The sequence below is a fragment of the Tardiphaga sp. GW821-FHT12E02 genome, assembly GCF_058807155.1.
Genome location: NZ_JBXAQK010000001.1, coordinates 5173527 through 5190425, shown reverse-complemented (window position 1 = coordinate 5190425; position 16899 = coordinate 5173527). Strand labels below are relative to the sequence as shown.

Sequence of the window (16899 nt, the reverse complement as noted above, 5' to 3'; positions counted from 1 at the left end):
GTAGAAAAGCAAAAGGCCCTGCTGAGGGGACACAAAGGCCATTCGCGCGGGAGCCCTGGAGGTTCGCCTAAAGGCGGACGGGCTTCAGCAAACGCTTTCGGAACTAAGAGGAGAGACCTTCCTTGAGTCCAATTGGGAGGACGAGAAAACCATGAAGGGTATCACTTGTCCGGATTGCGGTAGCACTCGGATGTTCGCAGGTTTTGAAGCTCGCACTGAGGAGGAGCGTGAAACAGTCCGCGTCTTTGTGTGCAGATTCTGCCATGTGATGGAGAAGGTGTGCGTGAACGGAATGGGCCTGCGCGTCGTCCAGCGTTGCAAAGAGATACGTCCTCGCCATCCAAACCAGAACGACGCCCTAGCACCCGCTTAGTGCGGGCTCTTTCTTGCCGGTCAGCTTACCACAGGCGGAACGGCTATAGGTTTTCCAGTCGCTTCATCAGAACTGCAAGGCTGGATGGCGTATCCGTCCTCGAGCACCGTTTTGCCATCCACCAAATCAACAAGCCCGGCTTCATCAGCGTGCTGCCACACTCCCTGTTCCGTCGAAAACTCTTGGCTAAGTTTGGCATCGTCTTCAAAAAGTGCGTACGGCATTTTCTTTATCCACCTGTGCAGTAGCAAGCGTGGCTACTCACGTCGGTAACGCAAGGGTGGAAAAGGATTCGAGACCAGTAGCAACCAATCACGCATGACCTGCTTATTGTTATAGAAATGGAGATAATATGAAACGAACAGCACTGATTATCGCGGCGGTTGCCGCAATTGGTACAGCAGCACTTACCGCGCCCGCAGAAGCTCGTGGCGGCCGTGGCTACCATCACAGTGGCGGCTTCGGGGGCGCCGGTATCGGATTTGGTCTCGCAGCAGGCGCCCTGGCTGCCGGAGCATACGGCGCTTACGGTCCAGGCTACGGCTACGGATATGGCCCACGTTACTATGGACCGCCGCGCTATGCCTACGGTGGCGGGTACTATAGTGGCGGCCCACGTTACTATAATCGCGGATACGGCTACTATTGAGAAAGAAAGCCCGGATTACTTCCGGGCTTTCTCTATGGTTCACGCTTTCCTGACCGTAGTCATTCGGGGTCTCTAGTGTTGCGGCTTTGGGGGCAGTGCGCTTTCTAGAACATCAGTGGCGTGAGCATCGACACCTTCAGGGTAAGAATAGCTTAGTCAAAGCGCCTCACCACTTGGCAACACCACTGCAAAAAACGTTAGGCGATTTCCCGCGAATAGCCTGTCGGTGAAAAAGGCCGACAGGCCATCGCTTAGCGATACTTACGCTTTCGGAAGCATCACAGTGTTAATGACGTGGATGACGCCGTTCGACTGCTTGACGTCAGCGATGGTCACGGTTGCAACGTCACCCTTCTCGTCGGTCAACGTAATCTTGTCGCCGTCCATCTTCGCCGTCAGCATACAGCCGCCAAGTGTCTTGACGGTATGCGCGCCCTTGTCATCCTTGATCATCTTGCCGATGGCGGACGACATCGCGTCTGCTGCAACGACATGACACTTCAGAATGGTCGCAAGCTTTTCCTTGTTCTCTGGCTTCAGCAGAGTGTCAACAGTTCCGGCTGGTAGTTTTGCAAAGGCTTCGTTGGTCGGCGCAAATACCGTGAAGGGTCCTTTGCCCTGCAATGTATCGGCTAAGCCTGCGGCCTTGACGGCGGCAACGAGCGTGGTGTGATCCTTGGAGTTCATCGCATTCTCGACGATGTTTTTTGTGGCTGGCATTGCAGCACCGCCGACCATTGGATTTTCGGCAAAAGCAGCCGAACCAGACATTGCGAGGCCACCAACAAGTACAGCTGCAATTACATAATTCTTCATCGTTCTCTCCCTGGGAGTTGCGCCGCAGAAATCGAACTGCGAACTCTTCAAGCTACGATGCATAAGCATATGTGTTTCACTTTAGCGGTCTGATTTCATCGACATTCGTAAACAAGGGCATCGTTTGTGCTTCAGTTCTGCGCGTGCAGCGTAATGCCGTTTGTACCGATATTGTGTCTGAATCAAATCAGATCTTGCCGTATTGCGCAGCGACTAATCGGTATAGCGTCCGATAGATGTGGCAGTGGTCTCGTTTTTGGTGACGAGCTGTGCGGCTGGCTAGCGATCCCCAGTGGACCGAGGCTATTGTGCGGGGCATGCCCAAGAGAGCTGCTCCATCCTCGCAATGACATCTTTTTTCAAAGGATTGCTCAGGCGGCTGGATCGCTGCGTAAAGAGCTGCCGCCCGATACCTAAATTCACTGGTATTGTCATTGAGATTGATAGTGTCTCAATACAGCAACAGGCAAAGCTCTAAACTTCGATAGCATTGCCTCTGCCGCTGTGGCTGAAGCTGAGGAGGCAATGATGAAGCGTTACCTGTGGGGAACCGCAAGCCTTATAACCCTCGCACTTTCCGCACCCGCCATCGCCGCAGATATGGCGCCGCGGATGTACAATAAAGCGATGCCGATGGCCGCGCCGATCTTTACTTGGACAGGCGGCTACTTCGGTCTTAATGCCGGATATGCATTTGATGCAGATACGCGCTTTAGCAATACCGTTGGTGACTTGGCCAACAACAACGCTGCCTTGGCCGCGGGCTTGCGTCCATTCGGCACGACCGTCCGAAGCGACGGTTTCACAGGTGGCGGACAGATTGGATACAACTATCAATTTGGAGCAGGCGCGGGCATCGTGGTCGGCATCGAAGCCGACGCCGCGTATACTGATCTTCGCCAAACCCAGACGTTAAGTAATACGACTAACTTTGGTCCGCTTGTGACACCCGGTGCTCCGCTTACCACCCGCGTCAACGAGTATCGTTCAAATCTCGATTTCTTGGGCACGGTACGCGGCCGAGTAGGCTACGCGTTTGACCGTCTCCTCATTTACGGAACCGGTGGTTTCGCTTACGGCGGCGTTGATAACCAAGTCACCTTCTTTGCTCCAAACGGCGCGATACCGTTTTTCCAAGGGCGGCAGAATGGCATACAGACCGGCTATGCGTATGGTGGCGGCATGGAGTATGCCGTGACATCAGACAGCGTGTTTAATCGGCTGAACATCTTCAACTCCAGTGCAGTCACGCTCAAAGTTGAATACATCCACTATGATCTGGGTGAGCGAGGTTTTGCTATTCCAGGCGTGAATGGCGGACCGGGAAACTATAGCGCAACCGTTCGAAACGACGGCGATCTCGTTCGTGCTGGCATTAACTTCAAGTTCGGTTCTCTTTAACATGGATAGCCGAGCGCTTTGATGGCAGCGATGAGACGAACTGGCAAAATGGCTCCAAACCTTTCGGTTGGGTGTCCCATCACGGCTAAGGCGTCTCATCGCACCGAGACTGTCCTTGTTCATCAAATTCGCGTTTGGCTTTCAAGTGTCCTGTGGACGAAGTCTTTCATATGATTTTGAATGACCGACGACGGCACGCTCGTTCCGATTCATCCGGATAACGCTCATACCCGAGATTGGGTTATTCTGCTGGAAGCATCCAAAATCGTCGGTTAAACCCGCGAGAAACTTCGCGTTGCGATGACCACTCAGAAGCGGAAACTTGTCAAAAAGCGAAAGCTATTCGCGAAGCCAGAGTACTTTCTGGTGATCGACGGATATGACCCACGTATCCATGCCCTGTTTTTTCGCCCTCAGCTCTATAGGAATGATGCTGGCACGCTCGTCCCGCTCACGGGTCCGGAAATGGGGCAGTTAATGGCGCAGGCACTGGAAGGTGGAGCACTCGAGAAGTCGCTTTGGTATGAACCTTCCGAAGATCGGCCAAGCGAACCGGTGATCAAGCCAGGTCCGAAGATGGACTTGGATAGTCTGGTGGCTATTTCGCCAAGGATGATGACTCTTCACAACGTAGAGACGGTACCAGCCCGTTACGACGTTGTAGCCAATCCGTCTTCCATCAAACTTGAGCAAAGCGGTCTTCCTAGATGATCCGCTCCAACTAAGGCGCGTTCGCTTGCTTATTTAGAATTGTCTTGAGCAAGGTCAGCAGCAGCCAAGGCGTGTCCAATGCAACCTATATGTCTTGACGGCATCCGCTAACGACCGTTTCAGTTGCAAAACGGAACAAGATTTTTCGCGGCCAGAGCCGCTAAAAGGCGTACCGGTCGATCAAGTTGATCGCTACCCAAAGCGCGAGAGCGCCCACAATCACGCACGCGGTGACAATTGTCGCCAGATCACGCTGTTTCATTGAGCGGAACCATGCGTAGATGCCGCGCCGCGAAAGCGGCGCGGCAGGTCCATTACATCTTCTTCATGCCGTCATTCATCATGCCGTCGCCCTTCATCATGCCTTTCTTCATCTTCATTTTCTTCTTTTTCTTCATCATCTTGTTATTGGCGTCCATCGAGTTCTTGCTCATGGAGTTGTTCAGCATCCCACCGTTATTCATCTGAGCAGACGCAGCAGTTGCACCACCAACAAACGCGAGGCAGCAGGCAGCGATCAAAATCTTCTTCATTGTATTTCCTTTCTGGGGTTTGGTAGTTGAGGCGGACGCGGTAAAGGAGGAGAGAAAAGTATCGCGTCGCCTCTAGCCGACGATGAAGGGGCGTGCGGCCGCGAGCACTTGTGCTTTGGACATCGGCTTGTCGAATGCGCCGCTCCAGGAACGAACACCTCGGACGCGTCGTACCTCTGCGGCATGGCGGGCTTCCACCGAGTGGATCCTAAGGGCTGTCGTCAGCAGGTCGCCGCCGCCTGTGAGCTTCGGCGCTTGGCCCTTGTATGCGGCCACGCCGACGTCCTCGAGTGTTTGCGAGACTAATGCGAAGGTACGGAAGTTTGATAGAATGTCGGGGTACTTGCCACCGCCAGTGAGATCGAACTTGGGCTGCGCGATCGCCGCCGACCCAAGCGCGCCCTGCAGCGTGCTGACATGCGCAGATTCATGCCGGCTGATTGTTGAGAAGACCTCGACAAATTGTGGCGGAATGAGCCCGGGCTGGGAGAGGGCGGCGCGATAGAAGCCGTCTTCGAGATACTCAAGCGTGAGAGCAAAGTTCAGAATGTCAACGACTTGGCCGGGTAGTCCTTGGCCGAATGCTTGCGTCGATGCCGCTGCGAGAAGAACCGGTGTTGTCGCCAGCAGCCCCAGTTTTGCGGTCGTGGAATTGAATAGGTTGCTGCCTGAGACGATCCGGTCGGCGAGATCTGGATCCAGGCTATCGAGAATTGGGCTTTCGGAATTCATAAAGGTGACCTTTGAAGCTGAAATCAGGGCAGCTGGCTGGCTGAGACGGGTGTCGCGATGAAAGGGGCCGCCATGGGCAGAACCTGTGAGGGTGGCCGCGCCACGTCGAGGCCGTTGATGTTCACGACGTCCCAGCCGGCGAAATTGGCCGACAACGGCGAAATGATGTCGCGCAGAACCGCTGCGTGGCGGGCCTCCACGGAAACGATCGTTCCTGCGGCTGCTAGATAAGCTGGATTTTTGATGGCCGCCCCGCCACCGTTATATGCTGAGACGCCCAGATCCTCGAATGTACTGGCGGTCGTGATGACGCTGCGGCGGTCGGCAAAATCGACGGCAGTGAAGTTCGGCTGCAAGTTCGGTATTCGGTTGCGGCCCAACGCCTTCGCAAAGAAGGCGCGGTGCGCGATTTCGTGATCCCGGATATCTCGTAGAACTGAACGCTCATAAGCGCTCATCCCGGCATACGGAGTCGCGAGAGCCTGCGTGTAGAATGCCGCCTCGAGCTGTTCGAGTGCGTAGGCATAATTGAGGACGCCAACGTCGCCACCGCCAAGGTCGACTGCTCCGGACTTGGCAAACGCTTCATTCAGACGCAAGCCGGGAATGTCGACACCAAACGCAACGGCGGCGACTGCCGTCATTCCTGCCAACTTCAAGAACGAACGTCTGCGTTCGTCTACTGGGTTTTTTCCATTGACTGATAGTTTGGAAGCCACGCTTCACCCCCCCCCTTTATGTTGCAATCAATCAATAACGTCGCAGCTGTCGGTCGTTGTCTGTTCTCCAGAGAACACATTGTTAACAAATAAATAATTGCTTCACCCCGGAACTAAGCGCAAAGTACTCGCGCACTCACACGCAAGTCTTCGGACTTCGTTGTAATTTAGTATGTGGATGATACCGCGAGCAGAGGCGGCGACCGCGCCTGCAGCCTCCAGCGACTTCAGCGCTTCATTCAATCGCGGGCGGTTGACCCCTAGAAATTGCGACAGCGCTTCCTGTGTCATCTCGATCCTCTGCCCGCCTGCGCCGCGAAACGCTTGAAGCAGCCAGCGGCACAGTCTTGGCTCCAGTCGATGAGTAAGGTTGCAGGCAGTCAATTGTTGAGCACGCTCCGCGATGCGATTGTTGTTGAGCATGATCATGCGAGTAAAGCTCGGAGAACTCCTGATCAGGCTTTCAAAACGTCGCACTTGCAAGCGTAATGCGCGGCCGGGAACGACAACCACCGCGCGCGTGAAGTGTAGTTTCGTCTCATAATCATGGAGAGATCCGGCGGCGCCATCTTCGCCCACAAATCCCGCTTCGGTGAAGCCTCCTGATTTTGAGATTACCAAGAAAGATATGGAGCCAACTTGGGGAAAATAGATGAATTCAGTCGGTCGGCCAGCTTCTTGCACAGTGGCGCCGACTAGAAGATCGACATCGGAACCACCGCCCTTTACGAAGGCGAGTTCATCGACGTTCAGTTCCCGAAGAATGTGGTTTGATCCGAGAGACATTCGCAAACGCGTCCAGACACACGTCTCCGCCACCACAGGATGTGGCGTGTTGAAAATCGGATGTGTTTGTCATTCCTCTCAGCTACGACCGGATGCGCGAGTGGTTTCTTGGTTGCGCAAAAGTAACAAACTGGGGTTTGTGCTGAGCAGAGCGATACCAAGAATACATGGGAGACTGAAACGCGTTGCAAAATCCCGCGTAACTATATTGAGGTCGCATGCAAAGAAGATCATGCGTCATATGATTTTATGCATCGATAATGCGGTGATGTGGCTTAGTGCGTACGTCGTTGTCCGTATCCACGTCACGACATTAAAACTGTCGCCCGAAGCGACAGCGTGCCTGTTTGCTTGGAGTGCCGAGCGATCCAGCAGGCAAACGTCACAGGTGAATCAATGACGCGCCGAACGCTTCAAAGAGAAGAGGATCCCGATTCGGAGGAGGACGCGCTGCTCGTCGCTCTCGCGTTCTTCGTGATGCTGGTGGTCTTTATCGTATTGATCCAACCATATCTATTTGGATGATGTGCGGGATATGCGTACCCCAAGGACGCAGTCGGCGATGCGATCTGTTCGCGGAGGACGGTAGACCTGTTTTCCTCGAATCAGGCGTCATACTCCGTTTTTCAGCAACACTGCCTTGCAAGCCTTGCTAAGGCGTGGACGGTTTTGTTGAAGGCAGCTCAGAACCGAAAGGTCTCCCTGACTGAGAAAGGGACGGCAGAACTTAACTGCATCCCTTGAGCAGGCTGCCTGTTCCTGCTGAGTGCCCGCAGCGTTTGCCGCGCCGATCGAAATCGCGAAGCCTGCAACAATTGCGGTGAGTGTCAATTTCATACGTTGAACTTTCCATTGTCCGCAGAATTACGTTTCGCAAGTCCGTTAGTTTCAGATGAGCCGCTGTCATGGCAGGCTGAGACGAATGAAAATGCATGATGCGATTTTCATAGCTGCAGCTGTGTGGAACTAATTATTTCGCCGGCTTCCGCGCGCCACGATCAAGGACACAACTAGCAATGTGCAAAATAGCTGTTGTAGTCGCCGTTGCCTTGAGCTTGGCCGGCGCATCCCATGCTGACGACCAATGGGTTCAAGTTCCGACGGCGAGATATATGCTCAACAACAAGCAAGATGCGCTTGCTTTCGCCGGCGAGAAGACGGGTTGGTACGGCAATGGAACCGGGGCGGTTTACGGCACGGTGGATGGCGGGACGACATGGAGGCGGATCTGGTCGAGGCGAGGAACCTACGTTCGGGCCATCGAGTTCGCGGACGACAGAGTTGGATTCTTGGGGAATGTTGGCCCGGGCTATTTCCCGAACGTCGCGGACAAACAACCTCTTTACGTGACGTTTGACGGTGGAAAACATTGGACCCCCGTTCGGACCGTATCGGGCAAGCAAATCACCGGAGTCTGCGCGATCGATATTCTCAAGGTGGGGGATAAGGTCGCCGCGATCCGCGCCGGAGGTCGGGTCGGTGGCCCAGCGGGCATGCTCGAATCCTTCGATGGCGGAAGGACGTTTGCCGCCCGGGACATGAGTGGCGTCACTGGCATGATCCTCGACATCCGTTTCATCGACGAGCAGGTCGGATTCATCGCGGGCGCCAGCGAAGCCGACGAGGACAGGGCACATGCCAAGATCCTGAAGACGGTCGACGGCGGCAAAACTTGGCGAACGGTGTTCGAAAGCAATCGGGCGGGGGACAATAATTGGAAGCTGGCATTTCCCAGCGCCAATGTGGGATACGGGACGATCATCAGTTATCAGGCACCTGATGGCGAGGCGCGAGGATACGTGGTCAAGACCGAGGACGGAGGCGAACGTTGGCAGCGCCAGACGGTAACGCACGATCCTCGGTGGGTGCCATATGGGATCAACTTTCTCGATGAGCGGCATGGATGGGTCGGAGGCTCCACAGGTGGTTTTGAAACCAAAGACGGCGGGCTGACCTGGGTACCTGCGAGCATGGGACTATCTGTAAATAAAATTCGGTTTGTGAAACAGACCGGCGGCACGACATCCGCTTTCGCCATCGGAAAGGATTTGTACAGGCTCGATATCGTAGCTCGCTGAATTTGTGTTCAAAGCAACTCCTGTGGGAACCGTTTCGGAGTGATCGAGTCTTAATGGAGATCGGTTCCAATAGGAAGCATCGCAAGTCCCCGTACGTTCGAGGCGAAGACCACATGACCATTGCGTCCGACGATCGATCCGAGGGCACTCCGGCGAGTGACACCGACCAGCTCGTTTACAAGCAGCGTTTCATGACGCGCTTAACGCACTGGACTTGGGCTATTTCGCTGTTTTTTCTTCTCTTGTCAGGTCTGCAAATTTTCAACGCGCATCCAACGCTTTATCTCGGTAAGCAATCCGGCTTTGAATTCGACAATGCAGTCGTCTCCATGATTGGTGAAAACACCGATGCTGGACCTAAGGGCACCACGACGATTTTCGGTCGCAAGTTCGATACCAGCGGCTGGCTGGGACTGAGCTATGAGAACGGCAAACCGACATCGCGGGGCTTTCCAACCTGGGCGACGATCCCATCATCTCAGGATCTGGCGACCGGACGTGTCGTACATTTCTTTTTCGCTTGGGTTCTGGTGTTCGCCTTGCTCTTGTGGTGGATCGCAAGTCTGATCAATGGACATGCGTGGCGCGATGTGGTGCCGGGCTGGCGAGATATCCGGCGGCTACCGCATGATGTCGTCGACCATCTCAAGTTTCGGTTTCACAAAGCGCGTAGCTACAATACTTTGCAGAAAGTGACCTATGCAGGCGTGCTGTTCGGCCTCTTTCCATTGATGATCGTGACCGGTCTCCTGATGTCGCCTGGAATGGACGCGTTCGCACCTTGGCTGATCGCGGCTGTCCCTCGGCAGACGGCGCGAACGATCCATTTTCTCGGCATGTCCGCGCTGGTGCTGTTCTTTGTTATTCACATCGTCATGGTATTTGCCGCCGGACCCATCAACGAAATGCGATCCATGATCACAGGATGGTATCGAGCCGATCGGCCTGAAACGCGGGCGAAGGAGCGGTGACTTGAAACTAGCAATGTCACGCCGTCGGTTTATCACCGGTGCAGCCGTTTCGGCGGCCAGCCTTTCGCTCACTGGTTGCAACGCGCTCGATGGTCTTAGTGCACCGGATAACAAAGTCCGCAGCATTTTGGAGAAGGCCAACGACCTCACATACCGCGTTCAGCGGTTGCTGCTTGGTGAAAACTGGCTTGCTCGAGAATACAGCGAAAAGGATATTCGTCAGCCACAAAAGCCTAACGGGACCTCCGACCCTGAGGACGAGGATTATCGGAAGCTCGCCTCATCGGACTTCTCAAAGTACAGGTTGGAGGTCGGCGGGCTGGTAGAGAAGCCACTCAGGTTAACGCTTGAGTCTATCCAGGCGATTCCAAGTCGCACCCAGATCACGCGCCACGATTGCGTCGAGGGTTGGAGTTGCATAGCCAAGTGGACCGGCGTCCAGCTGTCGAAGATCCTCGACGAGGCCAAGCCTAAGCCCGAAGCGAAGTATGTCGTGTTCCATTGCTTCGACACCATGGAGCAGGGGCTATCTGGAGACGTGAAATACTATGGTTCACTGGACATGATCGACGCATATCACCCGCAGACCATTTTGGCTTATGGGCTCAACGGAAATAGCTTGCCCGTCGCGAACGGCGCTCCGCTCCGCGTTCGGGTGGAACGGCAGCTTGGTTACAAGATGAACAAGTACATCCGAGCTATTGAACTTGTCTCGAACTTCGCGCAAATCGGTGGCGGGAAGGGTGGCTACTGGGAGGACAACGGCTACGACTGGTATGCTGGAATTTAGTTCTACCATGGATTCGACCAGCGCTTGCGGGATCGAGCTTGATTCCGACAGAGACTCACTTTACTTGGCCCGCCGATGATCGCGATCGCTACTGGGTTATTCCTGCTAGTCGTTCTTTGTCTGATCGCCGCTAAGTGCAAGGCGCATGAGCGGGAGACAGGATTGCCTCCGCCATCTCGAGAGATACAAGAAAACATTCGCCGCGACGCGAATGAGAGAGGTATACCAGAGCGGCAAGTCTACGGTGAATGGCTGGCTCAGGAACAGCGTAAGCGAAAGTACTAGCTTAGACAGGCGCATCGCCGTGTCGCGCTTGCCGACTGACACTTATTTGGTTAGCCAGCAGGGTGCTTGTTCCACTTAGGAGCAGAACTAGAGGCGGCTTAGCTCAGGCGAGTTGGACTACGTGTTCTGTTCCAACCTATCTGGCCCGCACCGATGCTGTCACTGCTGTGCAGGCGGAACGCGCATTTACGCCAACCTCGGAGCAAGTGACGCTTACTCTATCGTGTCGCCTCTGGCGAATGGCCGCTCTTGGCGCTAAGCTGCCGTTGAACATTCCAGATTTAAGCTTTCTGGCTCTTGGGAGCGAGGAGGTGGGCGGGTCGGCATCGGAGCGGACTCCATGCCTGTTTGGAATAAAGGCCAAATTGTTGGTCAGAAACTCCCGCTTAAGCCGAAGGAAGTCTGGGGAATAAGAGCCAGATTGGAGGTCGTCTCCAACCTTCGGGATTTGGCTCTCTTTAATCTAGCGATCGATAGTAAGCTTCGCGCGTGCGATCTGACCTGCATAAAAGTTAGAGATCTTACGATTTCCGGGATGTTGCGTAATCGAGCGACAATTATTCAGAAGAAGACGGGGCGCCCAGTCCAATTTGAACTCTCGGAGCAGACAAGGGGCAGCTTGGAAAAATGGATCGCCACACAGAAGTTGCTCGCGTCAGATTTTCTATTTCCGAGCCGAAGTTCAGCTAAACCTCATCTATCTACTCGGCAATACGGCCGGATCGTCGATCGTTGGGTAGCCAGCATCGGACTGGACCAACGGCGCTACGGAACGCATTCGTTGCGCAGAACGAAAGTAACTCAAATCTACAAGAAAACCGGAAATCTTCGCGCGATTCAATTGCTTCTCGGTCACACGAAACTGGAGAGCACTGTACGCTATCTCGGAATCGAAGTGGATGACGCGCTGGCCATGTCAGAGCAAGTTGATCTGTAAGTGACCGCACTAGGGCGCATCACATGGTGATGCGCCTTTTGGCGCGAAGGGGACAACCAGTCGCACGCGAAATGTGGATCCGTATGTCTAGCGTTGGTCTTTGACTTGTCCGGAACCATCCTTGTCAAACAATCTGCAACCTTGGAACGAAGCTTAATCCCCTTAGTTGCAGTAAGTTGCAATGTCGCAGCAGAGCGAGGTGATACGCGTGCGTGTCTTGGTTGTCGAAGACGATTTTCTCATCAGCATGTGGGCTGATGACGCACTACGCGACGCTGGATATTCGACCGTCGTAGCGAAGGACGCTCGAGCGGCGTTGGACTTTCTCGAGGCTGAGGACGAGATTGATCTCCTTTTTACCGATATCGATATGCCGGGCGCCATGGACGGATTGCAGCTTGCATCAGCCGTGAAAGATCGTTGGCCGTTGATACCTATAATAATTGCGAGCGGTAAGCACCGTCCGAGTCCGGCGGACATGCCGTCCCAGGCCGTCTTCCTCCCAAAACCGTACTTGTCAGTTGACATGCTGGGTGCCGTTAATCGCCTTTGTCCGAAAGGGTGACCGTTCAGAACAGGGGAGTCGCCTGAACGGAACGTCGTGGTCTGATCTTTGCGCCAAGCTGGCTCGTCTCAAGTCGCCTTGAACTGTCTTTCAAAATGGCTTGTCGGAAGCAACGGTTGCCCGCTGGATGCCGACATACGGCCTTTTAGCTGGCGAGGCCTCCACGCTTTCCTGAAGTGAATACGATACTACCTGCGATGTGCTGAAAGTCTTCCACAGCACCTCTTCCTCGGCGTATAGGGTTCGCTGAGAAACACAGGAACGAGCGTTGATCGTAGCAGAACGGAATAATGTCCAAATCCGCGGCACCGGAGAGACCGCCATGTTCTTCGCCCATGGGTTTGGATGCGACCAGAACATGTGGCGCTTCGTTGCTCCGGCGTTCGAGAAGGATTTCAGAACCGTCCTGTTCGACCATGTCGGAGCCGGAGGCTCGGACCTCAGAGCCTATGACGCCACGAAATACGACAGCTTGGCCGGCTATGCCGACGACGTGGTCGAAATCGGACGGGAATTGGGACTGAACAATGCCGTCTTCGTCGGTCACTCCGTGGCAGCGATGATCGGTGTGCTGGCGTCGATCAAGGCACCCGACCTGTTTTCGAAACTCATCCTGGTCGGCCCATCGGCTAGATACATCGATGATGGCGCGTATCATGGCGGCTTTTCACAGGTGCAGATCGCCGAGCTGCTGGAATTCCTGGAGCAGAACCAGATGGGCTGGTCGGCCTCGATGGCGCCCGCCATCATGGGCAATCCCGGTCGGCCGGAACTCGGCGAAGAGCTGACCAACAGCTTCTGCCGGACGGATCCGAACATCGCCAGGCAGTTCGCCAAAGTGACATTCACGTCCGACAACCGGGCGGACCTCGCCAAGGTGACGTTGCCGACCCTGATCTTGCAATGCAAAGACGATATCATCGCCTCCGAAGAGGTCGGCGCGTATGTCCACCGCGAGATCGCAGGCAGCCAGCTTGTCCACCTCGAAGCGACCGGCCATTGCCCGAATCTCAGCGCCCCGGCCGAAGTCGTGACCGCGATACGCGCCTATGTCTGAACGACAGACGGGGGAAGAATTCAGGGATTTGTTCGAGAACGCGCCATGTGGCTATGTCACTTTGGGCCCGAACGGCTGTGTGTCGCGCGTCAACGCGACGATGAAGGCCTGGATCGGATTTTCCGACGCTGAGTTGACCGGCAAACGCCTGCACGAATTTCTCAACATCGCCGGGCGTATCTATTTCGAGACCCACATCGCGCCGCTGCTCCGCATGCAGGGCTCCTTCAGCGAGGTTGCGCTCGATTTCGTCATGAAGGATGGCGGCAAGTTGCCCGTGATCATGAACGCTGCCGAACAGCGCGATGCCGATGGCAGGACGATACTAACCCGCGTCGTCGTGCTGAAGGCGACCGACCGTCGGCTCTACGAACGCAATCTCATCGAGACGCGCTCTGCGGCCGAGGAGGGGTTGCGAAGCGAGCGGGTAACGTCGGAGCTGCGAGAGCAGTTCATCGCCGTGCTGGGACATGACCTGCGCAATCCGCTGGCTTCGATCAGCGCCGGGGTCCGCATCCTGCAGCGCTCGGACTCGCCGAAGAGCGATACCGAGTTTCAGGTTCTTTCGATGTTGAACACGACGGTCGTCCGGATGGCCGGCCTGATCGACGACGTGCTGGACTTTGCTCGCGGCCGTCTAGGCAGCGGCATCACCTTGATCCGCGACGCCCAGCGTCCCCTCGAGCCGGTCTTGCTGCAGGTCGTCGACGAACTACGGATCGCACATCCGACCCGCGAGATCCGGACCGACTTCGCGATTTCCGAATCGGTCGATTGCGATCGGTCGCGGATGGGGCAACTAGTATCAAATCTGGTCGGCAACGCACTGACCCACGGCGCCGTGCACTCGCCGGTGAGGGTCGACGCCAGAACGGTTGGCGGCACATTTGAACTCTCGGTTACCAACGCCGGAGAAGCCATTCCCGAGGCGGCCATGGCGAGGCTGTTCGAGCCGTTTTTCCGAGGCGAGGTGCGCGACTCCGGACACGGACTCGGTCTCGGTCTGCATATCGCCTCCCAGATCGCGCAAGCACATGGCGGCAGGCTTTCGGTGACGTCGACGCCCGATCAAACGCGTTTCGTTCTGACGATGCCGCATAGCAATCAGAATAACCTAGCCAGTCATTCGGTAGACCAGGAATAGGGCTGCTGATGAAACTGAAACTGGGCTGGATCGCAAAGGACGTCGTCAACCAACTCTGGTTTACCGTGGCGCTCTATTGCCTGCTTGGCGTCGGAGCGGCGCTCAGCGCCCTGTTTCTCGATCGATGGATTCCTGATGCGGTGTCGAGCCAGGTCGGCGCCGATGCCGTCGACCGCATTCTCGGCATCATCGCCGCCAGCATGCTCGCGGTGGCGACGTTCTCGATCTCCACCATGGTACAAGCCTTCGCTTCCGCCGCCACCGGCGCGACCCCGCGTGCGGCGCAGCTAGTGGTCGAGGATCGCACCGCCCAGCGCGCGCTCGCCACCTTCATCGGCGCCTTTGTCTTTAGTCTGGTCGGACTGATCGCCCTTTCTACGGGCGCCTACGGATCAAGCGGACGTCTGGTGCTGTTTGCCGCGACAATCGTCGTCGTCGTCTTGATCATCGTCATGCTGCTGCGCTGGATCCACCGGCTGTCGCGGCTTGGGCGGCTTGGTGAAACCATCGATCAGGTCGAGCGAGTCACGCTGAGGGCGATCGACGATCGGCGGAAACAACCATATCTAGGCGGCAGACGAGCGCCTCTGATCGAGCCGCTGGGCCACGGCGTCATCGCCCGCAAGGTTGGATACGTCCGCCGCATCGATATTGGCGGACTGTCTCATTTGGCTGAACAAGGTCAATTCGACATTTGCGTGGCGGCATTGCCTGGCACCTTCGCTACGCTAGACCGCAAGCTCGCCGTAATGGTCGGAAGCCGGGACGAAGACATCGCGCAAAAGATTGCCGCCTGTTTTCAGATCGGCGATCAGCGCTCCTACGAACAGGACCCACGTTTCGGCCTCATCGTCCTGTCGGAGGTGGCTTCGCGCGCGCTTTCGCCGGCTGTGAATGACCCAGGCACTGCGATCGACGTAATCGGCACGATGGTGCGCGTGCTTTCAAACTGGGTCGATGGGGCTGATCGTCCGGGCGAGGATATCAAGTATCCTCGGGTATTCGCCCCGGCAGTGACCGCGCTTGAACTGCTCAACGACGGTTTCGCCCCGATTGCTAGGGATGGTGCGGGGCTGGTCGAGGTCGGAATTCGCCTGCAGAAGGCCATGCGTGCATTGGCGCAGCTTGGCGATACAGAAATGGCGGAAGCCGCCGGTGCGCATGCGATGTTGGCTTTGGCGCGCGCCGAGCAGACGCTCAGTTTTGCGCCGGATCTCAAACGGTTGCGCGATGCCAGAGTTGGCGAAGGATAACGCGGCCATAGCCTGACTAGAGCTAATGACCGCTTCTGGCGCAACGCGGACGAAGAAAGTTAGGTAGTCGGCTACGAGGCAAAAGTTCGGTGGAATGTCAGTGGAATACGCCAAGGGGCTTCGAGCAGAAAGTTCCGCTGCGTGAGACGCTGGATCAAGAAAAAACTAAAGTTCAAATCCAGTTTGACGAATTTGCCTATCAGCTATGCTGAAGGACACGTTAAAGAGAGCGGTCTCCATTCGACTGCGACACTTCGCGCCAATGATCGAAGCACCAGACGAGTGAGATCAGTTCATCGATGAACTGGTGTTTCTGGTTGGTATTTGGTTCGGGGAAGCGCCTTGGTCGATAGTGTTATTTTCTACGGTAATATTATCCCTCTTGATCGTGATAATCACCGTCAACTCGCCTTCGATGTCGCTGACAACCGCTTCGGCTTCGCGGCAGGTTCGCATGTCGTGCCGGCGGTATTCGACGAATTCGTCGCTGCGGCTCCACATCTGCCGATCGTTTTTTTGCCGGGCGTGGGTGCGCCGGTGCCAGTGTTCCTTGTCGGGCTGCGTTCGGGCAAGAATGCGCTGGTGAACGAAGGCCGATGGCAGGGCAATTACATTCCAGCCTATCTGCGCCGCTATCCGCTGATGTTCGGCGAGATCGAAGGCCGCGACCCGATCACCTGCATCGATCAGACTTATGCGCTGCCCGAAGGCAAAGAGGGCGAACGTATCTTCACTGATGAAGGTACCGAGCGCCCGGTCCTCACCGACCGCATCAATCTGATGAATGAGTTCTTCCTCGCCGCCAAACGCGGCGAGGCTGCGATGGCGACTTTGGTGCAGCTTGATCTGCTGCGACCGGTCACAATCGATGCGAAGTTCGAGTCCGGCGAGACGCTGGCCTTGCACGGCATTCTCACCGTGGATGCCGGGCGGCTGAACGAATTGTCGGACGAGGATTTTCTACGCCTGCGCAAGGAAGGTCTCCTGCAGGCGATCTACGCTCATATTTCGAGCCTGACTGCGATCGACGCCATTCGAAAATTGAGCTGAACGACGCTGTTTGGGCGAGACGCGCGCAAACGCTTCTCGCTTAACGGTC

The 16899-nt window shown here is 55.8% G+C and carries 19 protein-coding genes; 12 read left to right on the top strand and 7 right to left on the bottom strand.

What is annotated here, in order from left to right; all coding sequences use genetic code 11:
- Positions 1 to 393: 393 nt before the first annotated feature.
- Positions 394 to 597, bottom strand: coding sequence for a hypothetical protein (locus AC1RQ5_RS24435; RefSeq protein ID WP_493202427.1), 204 nt, complete (start codon positions 595 to 597; stop codon positions 394 to 396).
- Between the two features lie 128 nt (positions 598 to 725).
- Here AC1RQ5_RS24435 and AC1RQ5_RS24430 point away from each other — a divergent pair, with 128 nt between their 5' ends.
- Positions 726 to 1022: a hypothetical protein gene (locus AC1RQ5_RS24430; RefSeq protein WP_493202425.1), complete on the top strand. Its 297-nt coding sequence runs from the start codon at positions 726 to 728 to the stop codon at positions 1020 to 1022.
- Between the two features lie 261 nt (positions 1023 to 1283).
- Here the strand turns inward: AC1RQ5_RS24430 and AC1RQ5_RS24425 are convergent, their stop codons facing one another.
- The gene (locus tag AC1RQ5_RS24425) at positions 1284 to 1838 is read right to left on the bottom strand and encodes a fasciclin domain-containing protein (protein WP_493202423.1); all 555 of its coding nucleotides are present in this window, start codon (positions 1836 to 1838) and stop codon (positions 1284 to 1286) included.
- Positions 1839 to 2366: 528 nt separating this feature from the next.
- Here AC1RQ5_RS24425 and AC1RQ5_RS24420 point away from each other — a divergent pair.
- On the top strand, positions 2367 to 3239 hold the full coding sequence (locus AC1RQ5_RS24420) for an outer membrane protein (RefSeq protein WP_493202421.1): 873 nt from the start codon (positions 2367 to 2369) through the stop codon (positions 3237 to 3239).
- 300 nt (positions 3240 to 3539) lie between these two features.
- On the top strand, positions 3540 to 3950 hold the full coding sequence (locus AC1RQ5_RS24415) for a hypothetical protein (RefSeq protein ID WP_493202419.1): 411 nt from the start codon (positions 3540 to 3542) through the stop codon (positions 3948 to 3950).
- Positions 3951 to 4264: 314 nt separating this feature from the next.
- Here AC1RQ5_RS24415 and AC1RQ5_RS24410 read toward each other — a convergent pair whose 3' ends face one another.
- From AC1RQ5_RS24410 to AC1RQ5_RS24390, 5 genes are all read right to left on the bottom strand, one after another.
- Positions 4265 to 4483 carry a hypothetical protein gene (locus tag AC1RQ5_RS24410; RefSeq protein ID WP_493202417.1) on the bottom strand — a complete coding sequence of 73 codons (219 nt, stop codon included), beginning with the start codon at positions 4481 to 4483 and terminating at the stop codon, positions 4265 to 4267.
- A 72-nt stretch (positions 4484 to 4555) separates the two neighbouring features.
- Positions 4556 to 5215, bottom strand: coding sequence for a ferritin-like domain-containing protein (locus AC1RQ5_RS24405; RefSeq protein WP_493202415.1), 660 nt, complete (start codon positions 5213 to 5215; stop codon positions 4556 to 4558).
- A 23-nt stretch (positions 5216 to 5238) separates the two neighbouring features.
- Positions 5239 to 5934, bottom strand: a complete 696-nt coding sequence (locus AC1RQ5_RS24400; RefSeq protein ID WP_493202413.1) for a ferritin-like domain-containing protein — start codon at positions 5932 to 5934, stop codon at positions 5239 to 5241.
- A gap of 102 nt (positions 5935 to 6036) precedes the next feature.
- Positions 6037 to 6720, bottom strand: coding sequence for a Crp/Fnr family transcriptional regulator (locus AC1RQ5_RS24395; protein ID WP_493202411.1), 684 nt, complete (start codon positions 6718 to 6720; stop codon positions 6037 to 6039).
- Positions 6721 to 7332: 612 nt separating this feature from the next.
- Positions 7333 to 7557, bottom strand: a complete 225-nt coding sequence (locus AC1RQ5_RS24390) for a hypothetical protein (protein WP_493202409.1) — start codon at positions 7555 to 7557, stop codon at positions 7333 to 7335.
- 275 nt (positions 7558 to 7832) lie between these two features.
- Here AC1RQ5_RS24390 and AC1RQ5_RS24385 point away from each other — a divergent pair, with 275 nt between their 5' ends.
- From AC1RQ5_RS24385 to AC1RQ5_RS24345, 9 genes are all read left to right on the top strand, one after another.
- Positions 7833 to 8798, top strand: a complete 966-nt coding sequence (locus AC1RQ5_RS24385; protein WP_493202407.1) for a WD40/YVTN/BNR-like repeat-containing protein — start codon at positions 7833 to 7835, stop codon at positions 8796 to 8798.
- A gap of 113 nt (positions 8799 to 8911) precedes the next feature.
- Complete coding sequence (locus tag AC1RQ5_RS24380; RefSeq protein WP_493202405.1) at positions 8912 to 9769, top strand: cytochrome b/b6 domain-containing protein; 858 nt, start codon at positions 8912 to 8914, stop codon at positions 9767 to 9769.
- Positions 9770 to 9782: 13 nt separating this feature from the next.
- Positions 9783 to 10559 carry a molybdopterin-dependent oxidoreductase gene (locus AC1RQ5_RS24375; protein ID WP_493203550.1) on the top strand — a complete coding sequence of 259 codons (777 nt, stop codon included), beginning with the start codon at positions 9783 to 9785 and terminating at the stop codon, positions 10557 to 10559.
- A gap of 625 nt (positions 10560 to 11184) precedes the next feature.
- Complete coding sequence (locus AC1RQ5_RS24370; RefSeq protein ID WP_493202403.1) at positions 11185 to 11781, top strand: tyrosine-type recombinase/integrase; 597 nt, start codon at positions 11185 to 11187, stop codon at positions 11779 to 11781.
- Positions 11782 to 11962: 181 nt separating this feature from the next.
- A complete protein-coding gene (locus AC1RQ5_RS24365; RefSeq protein WP_493202402.1) occupies positions 11963 to 12346 on the top strand; it encodes a response regulator in 384 nt (127 codons plus the stop codon).
- A gap of 268 nt (positions 12347 to 12614) precedes the next feature.
- Entirely contained in the window at positions 12615 to 13403 is a 789-nt protein-coding gene (locus tag AC1RQ5_RS24360) for an alpha/beta fold hydrolase (protein WP_493202400.1), read from the top strand.
- Positions 13396 to 14547, top strand: coding sequence for a PAS domain-containing sensor histidine kinase (locus tag AC1RQ5_RS24355; protein ID WP_493202399.1), 1152 nt, complete (start codon positions 13396 to 13398; stop codon positions 14545 to 14547). The genes AC1RQ5_RS24360 and AC1RQ5_RS24355 overlap by 8 nt, the downstream gene beginning before the upstream one ends.
- An 8-nt stretch (positions 14548 to 14555) precedes the next feature.
- The gene (locus tag AC1RQ5_RS24350; RefSeq protein ID WP_493202397.1) at positions 14556 to 15800 is read left to right on the top strand and encodes a DUF2254 domain-containing protein; all 1245 of its coding nucleotides are present in this window, start codon (positions 14556 to 14558) and stop codon (positions 15798 to 15800) included.
- A gap of 342 nt (positions 15801 to 16142) precedes the next feature.
- Entirely contained in the window at positions 16143 to 16850 is a 708-nt protein-coding gene (locus AC1RQ5_RS24345; RefSeq protein ID WP_398478025.1) for a SapC family protein, read from the top strand.
- The last annotated feature ends 49 nt before the right edge of the window (positions 16851 to 16899 follow it).